The 17,736-nt window shown below is 53.8% G+C and carries 13 protein-coding genes; all 13 read left to right on the top strand.

Annotation, left to right across the window (positions count from 1 at the left end; translation table 11 throughout):
• Positions 1-596: type VI secretion system contractile sheath large subunit (gene tssC, locus KHU33_RS00005; protein ID WP_211460480.1), on the top strand; the 596-nt coding region annotated here is incomplete at its 5' end.
• 108 nt (positions 597-704) lie between these two features.
• Positions 705-1,190 (top strand): Hcp family type VI secretion system effector, encoded by a 486-nt coding sequence (locus KHU33_RS00010; protein ID WP_211460481.1) that lies wholly within the window; start codon positions 705-707, stop codon positions 1,188-1,190.
• Between the two features lie 116 nt (positions 1,191-1,306).
• A complete protein-coding gene (tssJ, locus tag KHU33_RS00015; protein ID WP_211460482.1) occupies positions 1,307-1,864 on the top strand; it encodes a type VI secretion system lipoprotein TssJ in 558 nt (185 codons plus the stop codon).
• A gap of 73 nt (positions 1,865-1,937) precedes the next feature.
• The gene (gene tssK / locus KHU33_RS00020) at positions 1,938-3,284 is read left to right on the top strand and encodes a type VI secretion system baseplate subunit TssK (protein WP_211460483.1); all 1,347 of its coding nucleotides are present in this window, start codon (positions 1,938-1,940) and stop codon (positions 3,282-3,284) included.
• Positions 3,281-3,541, top strand: coding sequence for a PAAR domain-containing protein (locus KHU33_RS00025; protein WP_211460484.1), 261 nt, complete (start codon positions 3,281-3,283; stop codon positions 3,539-3,541). Before tssK ends, KHU33_RS00025 begins: the two co-directional genes overlap by 4 nt.
• 44 nt (positions 3,542-3,585) lie before the next feature.
• Positions 3,586-6,396 carry a type VI secretion system Vgr family protein gene (locus tag KHU33_RS00030; RefSeq protein WP_211460485.1) on the top strand — a complete coding sequence of 937 codons (2,811 nt, stop codon included), beginning with the start codon at positions 3,586-3,588 and terminating at the stop codon, positions 6,394-6,396.
• Entirely contained in the window at positions 6,390-8,318 is a 1,929-nt protein-coding gene (locus KHU33_RS00035) for a M23 family metallopeptidase (RefSeq protein ID WP_211460486.1), read from the top strand. Before KHU33_RS00030 ends, KHU33_RS00035 begins: the two co-directional genes overlap by 7 nt.
• 19 nt (positions 8,319-8,337) lie before the next feature.
• Positions 8,338-9,171: a hypothetical protein gene (locus KHU33_RS00040; protein WP_211460487.1), complete on the top strand. Its 834-nt coding sequence runs from the start codon at positions 8,338-8,340 to the stop codon at positions 9,169-9,171.
• A gap of 341 nt (positions 9,172-9,512) precedes the next feature.
• Positions 9,513-10,013 (top strand): hypothetical protein, encoded by a 501-nt coding sequence (locus KHU33_RS00045; protein WP_211460488.1) that lies wholly within the window; start codon positions 9,513-9,515, stop codon positions 10,011-10,013.
• Positions 10,014-10,032: 19 nt separating this feature from the next.
• Positions 10,033-10,647: a hypothetical protein gene (locus KHU33_RS00050; RefSeq protein WP_230413960.1), complete on the top strand. Its 615-nt coding sequence runs from the start codon at positions 10,033-10,035 to the stop codon at positions 10,645-10,647.
• Between the two features lie 597 nt (positions 10,648-11,244).
• Positions 11,245-12,699, top strand: coding sequence for a type VI secretion system protein TssL, long form (gene tssL / locus KHU33_RS00055; protein WP_230413961.1), 1,455 nt, complete (start codon positions 11,245-11,247; stop codon positions 12,697-12,699).
• Positions 12,700-12,714: 15 nt separating this feature from the next.
• Positions 12,715-16,842 carry a type VI secretion system membrane subunit TssM gene (gene tssM / locus KHU33_RS00060; RefSeq protein WP_211460489.1) on the top strand — a complete coding sequence of 1,376 codons (4,128 nt, stop codon included), beginning with the start codon at positions 12,715-12,717 and terminating at the stop codon, positions 16,840-16,842.
• Complete coding sequence (locus KHU33_RS00065; protein ID WP_211460490.1) at positions 16,839-17,720, top strand: TagF domain-containing protein; 882 nt, start codon at positions 16,839-16,841, stop codon at positions 17,718-17,720. The genes tssM and KHU33_RS00065 overlap by 4 nt, the downstream gene beginning before the upstream one ends.
• Positions 17,721-17,736 lie beyond the last annotated feature (16 nt).

Below are 17,736 nucleotides of genomic sequence, written 5' to 3' on the forward strand. Positions count from 1 at the left end.
TGATCCGTGGTGTGGAAAGCGGCGGTACGGTTGCCAACCTGCCTTGCCACACCTTCCCAACGGATGACGGCGGCATCGACATCAAATGCCCGACCGAGATTGCCATCTCGGATCGACGCGAAGCAGAGTTGGCCAAAGCCGGGTTCATCCCGCTGGTGCATCGCAAGAACACCGATCACGCCACCTTTATCGGTGCGCAATCGCTGCAAAAGCCGGCTGAATATTACGACGCCGATGCAACCGCCAACGCCAACCTGTCGGCGCGCCTGCCTTACTTGTTTGCCAGCTCGCGTTTTGCACATTATCTGAAATGCATCGTGCGCGACAAAATCGGCGCGTTCAAGGAGCGCGACGACATGCAACGCTGGCTGAACGAATGGATCATGCACTATGTCGATGCCGACCCGATCAATTCTTCGGAAGAAACCAAGGCAAAGCGTCCGCTCGCTGCGGCTGAAGTCGTGGTGGAGGAGATTGAAGGCAATCCTGGTTTCTACGCTGCCAAATTCTTCCTGCGTCCGCACTTCCAGCTCGAAGGCCTGACCGTATCGCTGCGTCTGGTGGCCAAACTGCCGTCGATTAAACAAGCTGCGTAATGTTTAACGCATAGCGCAGGCCGGTGGCGGCAGCGATGCCGCATGATCCCGCGCTATGCGCTCTAGTGTTGTACCGCAATCCAAACTTAACCAACAAGGAGTCTCTATATGGCACAAGATATTTTTCTAAAAATTAACGGCATTGAAGGCGAGAGCCTGGACGACAAGCACAAGAATGAAATCGAAGTCAGCAACTGGACCTGGAAAATCCTGCAAGAAGCCGACATGCATGCCGGCAGCGGCGGCGGCTCGGGAAAGGCAACCGTTGAAGATCTCGAATTCGAACACTATGTCGATCGCGCCAGCCCGAATCTGATGAAATATTGCCTGACCGGCAAGCACATCGCAGAAGCCAAGCTGACCGTGCGCAAAGCCGGCGGCAACCCGCTCGAATACCTGAAGCTGACCATGAACGACGTCATCGTCACCATGGTGCAGCCTTCCGGCAACCAGGCAGATACCGCAGGCATCAAGGAAAAGGTTCGCTTGTCCTTCAATAAAGTGACGCAGGAATACGCCGTGCAGAATGCGCAAGGCGGCTCCGGCGGCGCTATTACCGCCAGTTACGACATCAAGGGCAACAAAGAGTCCTGATCGCGTTATCTGACGTCGCAACGACACGCTACTTCCGCCGCCATCCCTTCATGTCTTTACGGCGTGAGGGGAAGAGCGGCGGCTCCAACACTATGTATTTTTTGCAGAAGCACCTGATGATTTCGTTCTCTTTTTTCGATGCCGTTGCGACCCTCGCGCGAATTCTCCAGCATTGCTTGCGGGGCATTCCGGTATTGGCATTGCTCCTGCTAAGCGCCTGTGCAAGCAGCGGTGAACCCGCGCTCAAGGAGCAAAGCAAACTCGACTTGGTCATCGAGGCCGGTAGCGATGTCAATCCTGACGAAAAGAGCAGGGCGGCGCCGTTGATGGTGCGCATCTATGAACTCAAATCCGATGCGGCATTTCAGGAAGCCGATTTTTTTTCTTTGCAGTCTAGCGACAAGGTGACGCTGGGCAGCGATCTGCTGGCTAAAGACGAATATATTCTGCGTCCTGGAGACAACCAGGCGATACGTCGAAAATCGTCGCCCAGTACCGAGGCCATCGGTGTCTTGGCAGCATATCGGGATCTGCCGAACTCGAACTGGCGCGTGGTCTACAAACTGCCGCCTGCGCCGGAGGCAGTCTGGTATCGAAGCGCCATTCCGGCCAACAAGATCAAATTGCACATCAAACTTGAGAGCAACGCGATCAAGCTGACAGAAATGAAGTAGCACATAAATCACCATCATCTCCGGGTTGTTCACCGAGACGATCGCTAGACCGAAATTTAGACGGAAAACACGCATGAGCTGGCACAATAAAGTTATCTGGACCGAAGGACTGTTTTTACGCCCGCAGCTGTTCCAGCAGCAAGAGCGCTATCTGGAAGCCTATGCACACAAGCGTGCTGTGCCGCTGTCGCCTTTTTACTGGGGATTCAGCCACTACAATATCGACGCCGAATCGCTGTCGCTTGGAAAGCTGGTCCTCGCCAGCGGCGCCGGCGTTTTCGCCGACGGCACGCCATTCGATACGCCGGGGCAAACGCCGCCACCGCCGCCGCTGACGATTTTGCCCGAACATCTGGAACAGCTTATCTATCTGGCCTTGCCGATTCGCACCCCCAACGCGGAAGAATCCACCTTCGACGATGAGCCAGGATCGTTGGCGCGTTACGCCGTCACCGACGAAGAACTGCGCGACGCCAATTCCCTTGGCCAGGGTCCCAAGCTGGTGCAGTTGGCACAGCTGCGCTTGCGCTTGTTGCCGCAAAAAGAACTGACAGACGCCTGGATCGGCCTGCCGATTGCCAAGGTCACGGCCTTGCGCTCGGACGGCAGCGCGGCACTCGATACCAACCTGATTCCGCCTGTGACAAGTTACGGCGCCAGCGATCTGCTGACCAATTGGGTAACCAAGATTCAAGGGCTGACCCACCTTCGCGCTGAAACACTGGCTGCGCGCCTGACGGGGGCTGACGGCAAATCTTCGGATGCGGCAGAAGTGTCGGATTATCTGCTGCTGCAAATCTTGAATCGCTATGAACCACTATTGAATCATATGCTTGCAGTCCGGGAGAGCAGCCCGGAAGCGCTATACACCTTATTGATAGCCTTTGCCGGCGATCTCTCTACCTTCGTGCGCACCAGTACCCGTCGGCCCAAGCCCGTTTCGGAATATAGGCATGTGAACCCTGACCATACGTTCAAAGGACTGGTCGACGATGTGCATGCGATGCTTAATGAAGTGCTGGTCCGCAGCGCGCAACGCATTGAATTCGAAATCCGCCAGCACGGCGTGCGTCTGGCGGTGATTGATCCGTCCACCTTGCAAAGTTTCGGCTCCATGGTGCTGGCCGTCGCAGCCAACATGCCGCCCGATGTACTGGTGCAGCAGTTTGCCGCGCAAAGCAAGCTAGGGCCATCCGACCGCCTGCCTGAATTAATCCGCTCCCATCTGCCAGGACTCGGCCTGTCCGCCTTGCCGGTGCCGCCGCGCCAGATTCCGTTCAATGCCGGCTTTGTGTACTACGAGCTGGGGCGCAATGGCCCGATGTGGGAGCACATTCTCAAATATGGCGGCCTCGCCATGCATGTGGCAGGGGATTTTCCGGGATTGCGCGTTGAATTATGGGGAGTGCGGGACAAATGAGTTTGTACATTATTGTCGTCGGCGACAGCACCGATCATGGCGGCGTGGTTCTCTCCGGCTCAGAAAGCCATCTGATTGATGGTAAGCCGGTTGCACGCGTCGGCGATCAGGTTAGTTGTCCCAAGCACGGCATTAACAAGATTGTCGAAGGGCATCCTACTTTTACGATTGATGGTAAAGCAGCCACCTTGACCGGTTGCAAAACTGAATGCGGCAGCGTGCTGATGGGCATAAATAGCTTCACTGTATGCCATTGAGTCCTATCTGACGCAAGCGATATTCGATACTTTAGGAAATAGCAATGTTGAATTCCCCCCGCACGCTAAGTGCCAAGAGCAGCGCGATCCCTGAACTGCTGGGTCAACCTGCATTAATCCCGGTGAGTCTGTCAGGAACGGAAGGCATCAACACGCTATTCGACTACAAGCTGATACTGAAAACACCGGATGCACTCAATCACTTGAGCGATAAAGCCGCCAATTTCAATCTGGATGATTTCATCGGTCGGGAGTTGACCGTCGCAATCGCGTTGGAAGGCGACGGCACGTTTGTCTCCGGCGCGGTCGGTGGCGGTTTGGGCAACGTCGGCGCCGGCACGCGTGAGATCTCCGGCTTGATCACGGCTGCCAGACTGCTGCGTGAAGAAGGGCGGTATGTTTTTTACGAAGTCACGTTGCGGCCATGGTTGCACCTGGCGACGCTGCGCAGCAATTGCAAGATATTCCAGGATCAGACGGTGGTCGAACTGCTCGATAGCCTGTTGGCCGGCTATTCCTTCCCGGTCGACAAGCGCCTAATCGAGAGCTACCCAACACGGGATTATCAGACCCAATATAACGAAACCGACTATGCCTTCTTTTGCCGTTTGTGCGAAGAATGGGGCATCAATTATTTTTTTGAGCATAGCGACGGTAAGCATAGGCTAGTGCTAATCGACAGCACAGGTGCGCACAAAAAATTTACCAGCAGCGCTTATCACGTCCTTGATTTCTATACTGAAGGCAAGCGCATCGACGAAGAAACCATTCACGCCTTCGTCCCTGCTCACAATTTGACTTCAGGTCAATACACCACGCGCGACTACGACTACACGCGGCCCAAGGCAGAATTGACGGCAACCCGCAGCGACCCGCGCTCGACCGCGCAAAATAAACAAGAGGTGTATCAATGGCATGCCGACGCCCACTACAGCCAGCCTCGGGCAGGGGCAGGCGGAGCCGCAACCCAAAACGCCAACGATCCGCAGGCTGAAGGCGATTTCATTGCCCGCCTGCGCATGCAGGCACTGCGCAGCCCCGGCCACCGTGCCCAGGGTTCAGGCCATATACGCGGCATGGTGCCCGGCTGCACGTTTATCCTCAAACGCCACCCGATGGAGGCCGCCAATACCGAATACCTGATCCTGTCGACCACCTTTACCATCGAAGAGATTGCGCAGGAAACCCAGCGAGTGGGTAGTCTGCGTAGCCAACAATATCGGATACAAGTCGATTTTGCAGCGCAGCCGACGCGTGAAGGCTTTCGCCCAGAGCGCAACACACCGAAGCCGTTCACCCACGGCCCAACTACTGCCAAAGTGGTGGGACCGGAAGGGCAAAATATCTGGACCGACGAGTTGGGGCGGATCAAGGTGCAGTTTCCCTGGGACCGTCTTGGCCAGAACGACCAGAACAGCAGTTGTTGGGTGCGTGTAGCGGCGCCGTGGGCAGGCAATCAGCTTGGCGGCATGCATCTGCCGCGCATCGGACAGGAAGTCATTATCGACTTTATCGGCGGCGACCCCGACCTGCCGCTATGTACCGGCCGGGTCTATAACCAGATGAACCTGCCGCCCTGGGCCTTGCCCAGCCAGAGCGCCTTGTCCGGTTTCAGATCGAGAGAGTTGAACAAGGAAGGCGGCAACGCCGCCGGCGGCCGCAGCAATCATCTGGTGATGGACGACACCGAAGGCAAGATCCAGAGCCAGCTCAAGAGCGATCATCAGCACAGCCAGCTGAGTTTGGGGCATATCACCCGGATAGAAGACAACGCCGGCCGCAAAGATCCGCGGGGGGAAGGCTTTGAGCTGCGCACCGATGGTCATGGAGCGATTCGCGCCAAAGACGGCTTGCTGATTACGACAGAAGCACGGGTCAAGGCCCAACGGCATATCACTGACATGGGAGGGAGCGTGCAACAGCTGACGCATGCACGCGATCAGCATGAGAGCCTGGCCGATCTGTCTCAGCAGCATCAGGCGCAGGAGCATGTCGGAGGCCAGAGCGACGTCGTCAAAGTTCTTAAGGCGCAGAACGACGCAATTAAAGGATCCGGTGGCAACCGAGAGGATGGCAGCTTCCCGGAACTGACAGAACCGCATCTGATTCTGGCCAGCCCGGCAGGAATTGAGACTACAACATCAAAAACAACGCATATTGCCAGCGGCGATCATATAGCACTGACCAGTGGGCAGCATTTGAGTCTCTCAGTTGGGCGACGGTTATTGGCAAGTGTTAAGAACGGGATACGGCTGTTCAGCCATAAAGCCGGAATGAAGTTGATTGCGGCCTGCGGCGACATCGATATACAGGCGCTGAAAGACAGCGTCAATCTTCTCGCCAAACTCAGCATTACACATACCGCCAATCGGATCAGCATCACAGCGAAGGAAGAAGTCGTAATCAATGGCGGCGGCAGCTATACCAAATTCACTGCAGGAGGAATCGAGCACGGTACTAACGGCAGCTATGTGGCTCACGCCGCTATGCATAACTTTTCGGGTCCCCGGAGTGTGCCAGTAAAGTTACCGAGCTTGCCATTCAAGTTGGAATCGGGATCATTTAGCAATCGCTTAGATGTCTATGATTTATTTCTCTATCACGACTTTGGACAAGTGGGCTACAAAGCATTATCCAGCGGTACTGTGATCACTGGTAATCTGGATGAACATGGGCGAACGGAACAAATTTATTCTAAACAAACAGAAAAAACCAAAGTCATGGTCGGCGCTAAACAAGATGAATGGGATTCAGAGACGGAAATCCTTGATGCCAGTTCAGATCAAAGCAGAACCCATTACCAAAATAAGACATATGCGGTAAATGAGAACGGAAAGGGAGGGCAGACATGGTGAGTGACAATAAACAAAGTCAAGCGACGATTACCCTGATTGATTTATTAAGGTCCCCAATCAAATCCTTAAAATATCAAGTAAGAAGAGGAGAGACCATCATCGCGTCAGGTGTGACGAACGCAAATGGGGAAATTGAAAAGATCACAGGCCGTTTAGATGATGAACTACATATCTATGTGGAAAAATTCGAAAACACAGAGCTGAAACTCATCAAAACCATCCAGATGACTTCCGCAAATTTGGCGTTCAAGCTAAAGAGTTCGAAAGTGATGTTCGACATGGATTTAGTCGAACACGAAGGCGAAAAAGGGGTATATAAGCGCAAAACCTATACCGTGAAATCCGACGAAACCTTGGATGGCATTGCTCGCAAGCACGGCACCACAGTAAAAGAACTTGCTGCGTTAAATAATATTAAAGATGCAAATAGCATTGGCGTTGGGCAAATAATCAAATTACCTTTGCAATTGCCTGCAGCATCTGGGGCAAAAAGTGGCGGGTATCCGGATCATAAACAAAACGAAAAATCTGTGCCGATCTCAAACAGCAAGGATACTAAAAATAACACCGATGATTTAAAAAAATTGGCTTCGGACCGGAGTGCAGACTCTGGCAGCCCAAAGGCTAATTTTCAAATATGCAAAGATCAAAGTAATTGCATCAAAAAAGGCGATAAGGGATCTTTGATTGAGGAGATCAACATTCGCCTGGCGGGCTTTGGCGGCGCTCTACCTACCGATGAATTCACCGATCTAACCGAGACCTGCATAAAACAGTTTCAGCGTGACTATATGGGAGTTGCCGAGACAGGTCGCGCATGTGGAGGAGTTTTGAAAGCGTTGGATGACTTCATGACTAGCTATCCAATTGCTCCCCATTTTAGCCAGATGAAGTGCAAGTGCCATGTTTGCGGCGGCTTTGGTAGCGGTCGTATCGAAGGAAACGCACACGAATATCCAGGTATTCATCGCAGTCTGCTCTGGGCGCTCAGAGCTGCCGAGTTCTATTTGAAAGAAACCAAACTTGGCTATTCCGTCTTCACGATAAGCTCGGGCTATCGTTGTATTGACGATAATCGCCAGCATAGTCGCACCTCCGTTAATCATATGGGACGTGCTCTCGATGTCCAGTTTGTAAAGGATGGGGAAAAGATCAGAACGGAAAATGCCGGCATCGAGAAAATCCGTAAAGATATTTTCGTGAAACACCTTGGGGCACAGAACAGATGGGTCAACCGGAACAAGATATCACTTGAAGCCACTTCTGACGGTGCTACAACCTGGGTTCACTTCGACGTACGGGAATTTCAAGCCAGCTATCAATTGGATAAATTCTTTGTTCAATCGGCTGCCGCCGCAAATGGCGAAAGCATCGTGGAGCTAGCAAAAAAGCAAGGGAAGACGCAATTGGCCATTTGTGGCGGCGTTGCAAAAAATGCTGTGAAAGTGGAAGGAACGGAACACGAGTTCGACGAGAATGACGCCAAAGAAGCACTGCGTTACATCTATGACAAATATGGAAAAGACACAGCTGAAGTTGTCGAGAGGATGTATCGGGTCGAGACCGCGCATTTCAAATCAAAACAGTATAAACAGTGTGGAACGCCGGGCATGGAATCGCATGGCAGTCCCCCATACTACGGATGGAATGGACCGTACTTTAGCGAAGCGCCAACTGGTTTGTGGGGTGCATTTGAAGGAGCGGGGCTAAGTGGGGCAGGAGGAAATGCTCAAGTCACTGACAAAAAGAAACAATTTGTTAAAGTATCGTCAGTCAAAGTAGGCATGGAATATGTCGCCAAATACAAGGATGGGCATGACGGAAACTATGCGCGATGGTTTTCAACTGATGCAACCAAGCAGGAGCTATACAAAAAAACCTTGGCTGCTGTGGTTCCCAAAATCGTGAATTCGTTCAAATAAATTTGCAGAGGTTGTAGATATGCGCTCAATACTGTTTGCTTTAGTTGCTTTTATTTCTGTAGCGTGTCAAGCCGCAGACAAGCCTGGCATTTTAGACTGTCAGGCCGAGCTGACGGGCTTAATAGTTTCAAATATAAAAACGGAGATGAACAAAAAAGATATCTCTGTCGAACTTACTGAAAATGACAACGGAGTTTACAAGGTAAGAATGTTCGTTGCAGCTGATAATCCAAACAAACAGGTATCGATTGGATGGGTTGTCTTGGATACGAATAAAAGCAGTGCTTACGACATAACCAAGGATGATGAACATCCTGAAAAATTAAATATTGATGCGAACAAATATAAGAATTTTTCTGAGAAATGTCTTAAGCATGTAAATAAGGGCGGAGCCCAAGTCATTGTCGATACGAAATTACCGTTCGTATTTGATAAATATTATCAATGTGTTGGCGGTACAGGCAAGGCAGATGAATGTGGTGACCGCTTCCATGCATATCCTGACAATACGGTGAGAAGTGAGTTGAGAAATCAAATCGATTCGAGTATGGATACGGTTTTATTTATGCCATCGATAAATGATTTAAAAATTATTCTTGCCGGTAGAGCGGAAACAGATGTAAATATTTACTATCTTTATGTTTTCAGGAATAACAAATTAATTTCAAAAGAGATGGTCGGAAAAATGGATGGCACATCTATTGTAACTTTCGATATCAGTAAAAATTATTTGATAACGACATATGAAAGAAGAGGTGCCATGTCAAGTAAAGTGAAAAATGTCAACCATTTCAAGTTAAATGAAAATGGGGGTTTTATCGTGTGTGCAAAATTAAATCCGGAATGTAAATAATCGGTTTAGACCAACTTCGTTATACAAAAGTAACGGCATCGCTGGCCGACCACCGGCCGCGCAACGTTTTGGCAGCGACATGAACCTCTTTCAGACCAAGCCAGATCGTCTTCACGCCTGTTCGCCGTCGTTCTTGCGGCGAAGGAATCCGACGAGGCGAGCGATCAAGCGCAGAATTTCGCTGAGCTCGGGCTTGGCCGGTTTCTCCGTCAACCTCGCGTGACTCGGGACTTGGTATTTTGTCAAATTGCGTTAAGAGCAATGCATTCAACTTGCGGGGGCTGATAACGAATTCAACATCAGTTACTAGCGTGGATATTTATTAAAAATTACCGTAAAATATGAATAATTTTCTAAACAAAATCTCGCTCTCATTGATTTTTATTTTTTCAATGAGCCAAGGTCATGCAAATACTAAAATTTCAAATTGTGAGAGGGGCGAAGAAGTTTTCTATTCTTGTGGAACAGGCAAAAAGATTATTTCTTTTTGCGCTTCACCCAAAGAATCTAGCTCCGCTTATTTGGAATATCGTTTTGGAGTGCCAAAAAAAATTGAATTAAGCTATAAGGCTACTGAGAAGGATTTATCTAAAAAATTTAATCGCGCAGAGATGTGGGGAGCGAGCAACGCTTCAACCGTAATTTGGTTTGAAAACAATGGTGTTGACTATATTTTGAGCGATCCGGTTAAAGGCGACACGACAATGGAAATTATCAAGAACCAAAAAATAATTTCAAAGCTAACTTGCAAAGAAGATTTTTATGGCGCTACTGCTGCAGCGTCTAATTTCATTGAAGAAAAAGAGCAAAAAGAATTTTTTAATTTGCATGGGCATGAATGATATTCAATCATAATTAATTATGAAGAAAAATATCCCATCAGTGGTAATTCCCGTCAGATACATGAAATACATTCTTGCTCTCGCACTGTTCGCCTCTGCCGCACTTCGTGCAGCCGAATTGCCAGCAAACATCACTAGGCTTATTCCGAAAGGATATGAGGTATTGAGCTACGCAGTGGGTCAGCTTAATGACAATAATCTTCAGGATTATCTGGTGGTCATTCATCATCCTGTCGATACGAGGCAGCAACCTTCACCGCGCCCCCTGTTTATCTTCATCCAGAATCCCGACGGAACGCTCAGCCTTGCGGCAAGGAATGACACGCTTGTAATGCGCGCCGACGACGGAGGGCAGTGCGACCCGTTCACAGATAGCGGGGACAATGGACTGGCAATCAAGGATCGTTATTTCACTGTTCAGCATAGCGTTGCCTGCGGTCAGCACTGGACTGATTACATTACGTTTCATTACGACGCGAAGCGGCACGACTGGTTGTTCCACAAGGAAATCGTACAAAGCTGGCATCTGAACTTCGATCCTAAAGGGGATGCCTTGGAGCTTGATCCCGTTCATGTCACGAAGGCCAACAGCAAGCATCCGATTACATTTGAGGCATGGCGCCGTGATCAGTGATGCGGCAGCAGGAGAGACACCGCATCTCAGTGAATTTTCAGATGCGGTGAATCGGCATTCCGATGATCTCAAGTCAGCATCATTGCCCGCTGTTCCTACCGGCGTATGTATCAGACCCGAAGTAGTATCGACGCCGATTTACGCTTTTTTGCCGGCTTGACATTCTCTGACATTGTCGCGATCACACCTTCCAACTCCTCCCGGATAAACTCGGCTCAACGCCGGCACCCCGCGCGCATAGGGCGCTGCCAGCGTATCGGGGCATGTCCGCGGCCTCTCCGTGACCGCCGTTTACTGTGCCTAACACGACGGCGAAACGCCCAAGCCATGACAATCTCTGACAAATTGCAAGATGCAAATCGGATAGAGTAACTCTTGTCCCGTGCCGATGTTTTTCAATCGTTTGCAGTCACACCCATTGGCCGTAATTGAGGTCGACCGGATCGGGATTGCGCCTTTTAAGCTGCGGGATCCAAATCAGCTTGCATGAAGCAGATCGAATGCCTGGTGAGATTCAGCTAATCCATTTCGCATGATTGCTGCCGGTCATGCCGCCGGCGCAGCGTGACATAGCTTTTTCATTTTCTCTGATTTTCCATGCATCAAAAATTTCCTATCAACTATCAAGAGCAGACTGACTATATGACCGGCAGCATGAATTCTCCAGCTTATGCATCGCAAGCGATTGGCGCATCTGACGATGTTGCATTTGACGATTTTCAAATAAAAAACATCGTCAGTGCCGCCGCCGAATCGACCGAAGAACAGGTCAATCGGCTGGCACGTATCAAAATTGCCCGCAATCCGCTGCTCGAAGCCGCCAAGCCGTTGCTGCTGACGCTGGCCCAGATGCCGAAGACATTGGATCAGGCAACCGAAGTGCCGGTCTTTCGCCAGCTGCTGGAGCGTGAAGTGATCGGCTTTCAGAGTTTGTGCGGCAAGGCCGATATCAAACGTGCGCATGTAACCACGGCCAGCTACTGCTTGTGTACCGCACTCGACGAAGCTGCCAACAGCACGCATTGGGGCGGCAGTCAGCATGCCGGCGAGGTTGGGGCCTGGTCGTCGCAAATGCTAGCCAGCACATTCCACGGCGATGTCGACGGCGGCAAGAAATTTTTTCTGTTGATAGGGCGTCTGGCAACGCAGCCGGAAGAGCATATCGACTTGCTGGAGCTGATGTATCACATACTTTGCCTGGGGTTCGAGGGACAGTACAGCACCGATCCGAATGGCCGGCGGCAGCTGGAAACTATCCGACACCGTTTGCTGACCATGCTGACGGCCAGCCGTGAGGCCGTACCGCGGGAGTTGTCCGCGCATTGGCAGGGGCAGGGAGTGGGCAAGTTCAAACTCTTGCGCAGCATTCCGGTTTGGACCACGGCTTCGCTGCTGGCATTGCTCTTATTCGGCCTGTTTGCCTGGTACAAGTATCAACTGATGGTGCAGGGTAATGCGGTCGAGGCGGATATCGTCGCGATCGGAAAAATGACTCCGCCCGCGGTTCCTCTGGCGGCGTCATTAAAGCTAGCCCAGTTATTGAAAGACGAAATCGCGCGCGGCCAGGTCACGGTGGATGAGGATGCCAGCCACAGCGGAGTGACTTTCAAAGGCGACGATATGTTCATTCCCGGGCAAGCGACGGTGAACGCCAAGATCCTGCCGCTGCTGAACAAGGTGGCGGGTGAGATTGCCAAGGTAACGGGGACAGTACAGGTAATCGGGCATTCCGACAACCGCCCCATCAAGACGCGCCAGTTTCCCGATAACCAGACGCTCTCGCAAGAACGCGCCGCCAGGGTCGCAGATGTACTGCAAGCCGGCGGTGTAACGGCAAACCGCGTCGAAATCATCGGCCGCGGCGATAGCCAGCCGCTGACCGGCAACGCCACGGCGGCTGACAGGGCCAAGAACCGCCGGGTTGAGATTATTGTCTCGCAAGGCCGCAATGGCGCCACGGCGGCCGTTTCACCAGCAGCCGCTCCGCCAGCTAGCACCTCATCCACCCATTCTTCTGCCGCCTCGGCAGTTGCAGCAATACCTGCGCGCTGATCGAGGATTGTTCTCATGCAAAAATTCTTTTCTTTCGTATTTTCCCGGCAGATGCTCGCTATCGTGACCGTCCTTGTGGTCGGCGCGGCACTGTGGTTTGTCGGCCCGTTGCTGGCTTTTGGCGGCTTGCGTCCGCTGGAGTCGGCCGGGATGCGGGTGACGGTCATCGTTCTGCTGCTGGTGCTCTTGCTGTTTGTGTTGCTGTCCTGGCGCATCAGCGCCGTCGGCGTTACCGCGCTCTGCCTGCTGATCTGGCATGCCGGTCCGCTCTTGACGATAGGCGCTGCGCAGCCGCTGGCGCCGGTCTGGGTGCGGGTGACTGCGATCAGCGTGATCCTGTTGGCGTATGCCTTGTACGGTTTGTACCTGCTGTGGCAAGCGCTGCGCGAGAACAAGGATTTTCTGGATCCTATCCTGCGTCCGGGCAAAGACAAGCTCGATCCTGTCGCTAAGGAAGAGCTGAAAGCAGTGCAGGGGATAGTCCAGCGTTCGCTGGCCCAACTCAAAGCCATGCGTACCGGCGCTGCCGGTGTGCGCAAACTGTTTGAAGGCAAACGCTATCTGTATGAGCTGCCCTGGTACATGGTGGTCGGCATGCCAGGCGCTGGCAAGACCACGGCATTGGTGAATTCCGGCCTAAAGTTTCCGCTGGCCTCGCAAATGGGCGCGGCGTCCGACACGCTGGCCCTGGCCGGCAAGGGCGGAACCTTGCATTGCGATTGGTGGTTTACCAACGAGGCGGTACTGATCGATACCGCCGGGCGTTATGCCACCCATGAGATGGATGGCGTTAAGGACAAGGCTGAGTGGCACGGCTTTCTGGGATTGCTGCGCAAGCACAGGACCAGGGCGCCGATCAATGGCGCAATTGTGACCTTGAACGTCGCGGAATTACTGATGCAGACCGAGGCCGTGCGATTGGCCCATGCCGCCCAGCTGCGCGAGCGCCTGGTCGAACTGCGCAGCGAACTGGGGATTCGCTTCCCGGTATATGTCATGGTCACCAAGATGGACCTGCTGGAAGGGTTTACCGAATACTTCCAGTCCTTGACTACCGAAGGTCGTGCTCAAGTGTGGGGTTTTACTTTGCCCTATGGAGAGGACGGGCAAACTTCCAAGAACCGCAAAGATGAAGAAAATCCTGGTGCAACACTGGAATCCCGGTTACAGGCCGAATTGCAGGGGCTGACCCAGCGCCTGGAGGATGGATTGGCGGTGCGCCTGCAGGAAGAGTTCGATAACGGCCTGCGCCGTTCTTTGTATGCGCTGCCGCAGGAATTTGCGGGTCTGGCGGCGTCGCTGCTGCAGGTGGTTGACGCCGTATTTCAGGATTCGCGCTACGACAATACCGAGTTGGGCAATACGCTGCGCGGTGTGTATTTCACCAGCGCCGCGCAAGCCGATGTCAATCTGCCGGCGAATCCGCTGACGCTGTTGCAACGCCTGCGTCTGGCCGTCACCGGCAAAGCAGGAAAGACCGCGAAAACAATCTCGGCAGTTGCTGTCCCCGCCGGCATGGTTGAGTCTGATAAAGACAACGCGCCGGTGCCCAAGGCGGTCGCAGGCTCGCACCGCGCGGCGCTGCTGGAAACCATGCCTAGCGGTAATCGCAGCTACTTCCTGTCCGACCTGTTTACCAAGGTGATTATTCCCGAAGCGCATTTGGTACGTCCCAATCTGCGCTGGGAATTCCGCTTTCAGCTGTTGCGCCTGGTCGGTCATGTGCTGGTGATGGTGATCTTCCTGTGGCTGGCCAGTGCGTTAATCGTATCGTTCAGCAATAATCACGATTACCTGCGCACCGTCGCCGGCAAGACCGCCAAACTCAAGCAACGCGTCAGCAATCTGTTTGCCGCATCAGGATCGGAGAAAATGCTGGCGGTGCCAGACGTGCTGACGGCGGCGCAAGAGCTGCCGCTGTTTCGCGGACTGGACCTGGCTGATCCGTCAGGCGCCTTCGGTTACGGCTTGTATAGCGCAGCGCCGATAGCCGATGCGGCGCACAGCACTTATGCATCTCTGCAAGATAGTCTGCTGCTGCCGCAGATCATTCAACGCATGGAAGAAGTGTTGGCGGCTGCGGTGCGCAATCAGGATACAAAGACGGCTTACGAGACCTTGCGGGTCTATCTGCAGCTGCATGACAAAGCGCATTACAATGCAGACGATCTGAAGGCATGGGTGCAGAAGGATTGGGCCTCATCCGACAGCGCAACCATCTTTGGCGGCCGGGCATCCATGATCAATCATGTTAACCAGCTGTTTTCCGGTAAACGGGTGGTGCAGTCTCCTTTCCTTCAAAACGAAGCCCTGATTCAGGCTGCGCGCAATTTCCTCGATGCGAACCCGTCGACGCAGCGCTTGTACGAACGCTCCAAGGCGGCCATGCAGATCGAAGCGCCTCAGGAATTCACGCTTACCCGCGCCGTCGGGCCGCAGGCAGGGACTGTTTTTGCCCGCGCCTCGGGCCAACCGCTAGATAGAGGTATTCCCGGTTTGTTCACCTACGATGGTTATCACGACCTGTTCAGTAAACGCCTGCCGGAATTTGTGCTTAAGGCACAGATCGAGGATGCCTGGGTGATGGGACAAGGGCAGGGACAGGGGCAATACAGTCTTTTGGCCTCTGCTCAAAAAAAAACAGCATACGTCGCCAGTTCAGCGCTTGAGGACGATGTGCTGACACAAGATATCCGGCGTCAGTACCTGGAAGAATATACGCAGCAGTGGACAGCTTTTCTGGAGGATATCCGGACTGTCACAGGCACCAGCCTGACTTTCGATCTGACAGTGCTGCGCGCCTTTGCCGCGCCCGATTCGCCGTTGTCGCGCCTGGCGCGAGCGGCAGCGCGCGAAACCACCTTGTCCCGGCCCTTGGTAGCGAACAGCGAAGACGATAAGAGCATTCTCGACAAAGCGGCAGAAAAGCTCAACAAGAAGAGCCGCGACGTACTCGGCGTCAGCCAGCAGGAAAGACAGGAAAAAGAACTTGTCGACAATCGCTTTGCGGCGTTGCGCGAGGTGGTGACCGGCCAGGCCGACGCCGGACTGGCGCAAGCTGCGACAGGCGCCAAGCCCGGCCTGGACAATGTCAGCGGGCTGCTCAATGAGTATTACACCCTGCTGGTAGTGGCGGACACGGCACTGAACATGAACAGTTTGCCGCCGGGCAGCATCGAAGCCGGCATGAAGCTGAAACTGGAGGGCGACAGGCTGCCAGCCCCTTTCAAGGCAATCCTGACCGCTCTGGCCGACAGCGGCACCCAAAAAATATCCGAAGGCGCCGCCACCATCTTGCGGGTCCAGGCGCAACAGCAGTTGGACCGGATCAACAGCATGCTGGCATATCAGGTCAGCGATGTCTGCAAGCGCGGCATAGAGGGGCGTTATCCGTTTGCCGCCAGCGGGCAGGATGTCTCGATCGATGACTTTACGCGCGTGTTTGCTGCCGGCGGCGCTGCCGACGATTTTTTCCAGAAGCAATTGGCGCCGTTCGTCGACACCAGTGCCCGGCCTTGGAAATACAAAAACCCGAGTGCGGCAGCCATGGCGCCGGCCGATGCGCTCGCGACAGGCGTGGGAATATCGGCAGGAGCGCCAGGGACAAGCTTGGCTGTAACCGCCAACGGCCCTACCTTACTGGGCGAACTGCTCAAGCTGCTGGCCCAGCAAGGACCGAATCCGGACGCGTTCGCTCGCATGCAGTCGATCAGGGAAGCCTTTTTCAGAGACCCCGGCAGCAAAAAGATGGCCTGGAAGGTCGACATGAAAGTTGCCGAAGTCGATCCCAGCGTCACGGAACTGATCATGGATATCGACGGCCAGGTGCAGCGCTATGCGCATGGCCCGGTCCAGGCGCTGGCCGTCAATTGGCCCGGGCCTCGTGGCGGCACCACTGCGGAACTGACGGCAACCCCGCGCATCAGGCCGGATACTTCATCGATCGTCGCCAGCGGGCCATGGGCGCTATTCCGCTTATTGGAACGCGGCAAGCTGATTGGCTCTGCCTCCAACGGCCGGCAGGCGGCAGAGTTCAACTTTGACGGCCGTAAAGTTGTGCTCGACCTCAACACCGGGAGCCAGCCCAATCCATTGACCTCGGATCTGTTCAAGGGATTCTCTTGCCCGGGAAGCCGGTCATGAGTTTATGGCTGCCCAAATTCCTGCAGGATTCGCTGATCAGCCCGCCGGCACTGTGGGGCAAGCTGCCAAGCCGTGGAGATTTCATCCGGCATAACATTAAACACAATCAGGGCGAGGCGCTGCAAGCGTGGATCGCGGAGCAATTACTGCCGTCGACTGTTCCTGCTGCATCGTCCGAACCATCCAAACTGCCCAAGGCCGCCGTCTCGCGCAGGCTGAAGGCGGATGCATCGCTATGGCACGATCTGAATCAACCGGCCAGCTTTTCAGAAGAGATTGTCCAGCCGACTGTAGGACATGCCGGTTTGCCCTGGTGTTTTGTACTGCCTCCAGGCAGTTTGCTGTTTGCGGCAAAAGAACATGTCATTGGTGTATGGATGGCGTCATCCGATAAGGTCGGCCGCCAGTATCCGTTGCTGATGATACAAACTGCCGCGCCGCGCTGGATCAGGCAGCATTTTGCCAGCCACACCCAACAGCCGTGCGACTGGCTGTTTGCGGTTGCACGGGCGATGGCCAGAACGGTGTATGCCGATGAGACGCAAGTCGATAAGCCTACAGGCGGGGCGCAAGCGCCTGATCACCTGACGGCGTTGACCACGCAGCTCGACGCTCTGTGGCAGACCATGCGTCCCGGCTGGCGCCAGATGCTGGGCGGCTCCGCCGCGGCTTTCGATCTTGCCGGAGCCCAGGCGCTGATCGGCGCACCGCACCCCGAAGACCCGGTACGCCATCTGGACGGCGTGCGCTATCTGCCCTGGGCGAACTGGCCACAGCAATTGACGTCATCCGGCGCCGCCCCGTCACTCCGGCCGGCGTTCTGGCAGCAGGATATGAAGGGGCGGTTCGTGGCAGCAGCGGTCAATCTCAACCCGTGATTTTCCCGGAGAAATT

The sequence above is a fragment of the Collimonas silvisoli genome, from assembly GCF_018305005.1.
In the GTDB taxonomy this organism is placed as follows: Bacteria; Pseudomonadota; Gammaproteobacteria; order Burkholderiales; family Burkholderiaceae_D; genus Collimonas; species Collimonas silvisoli.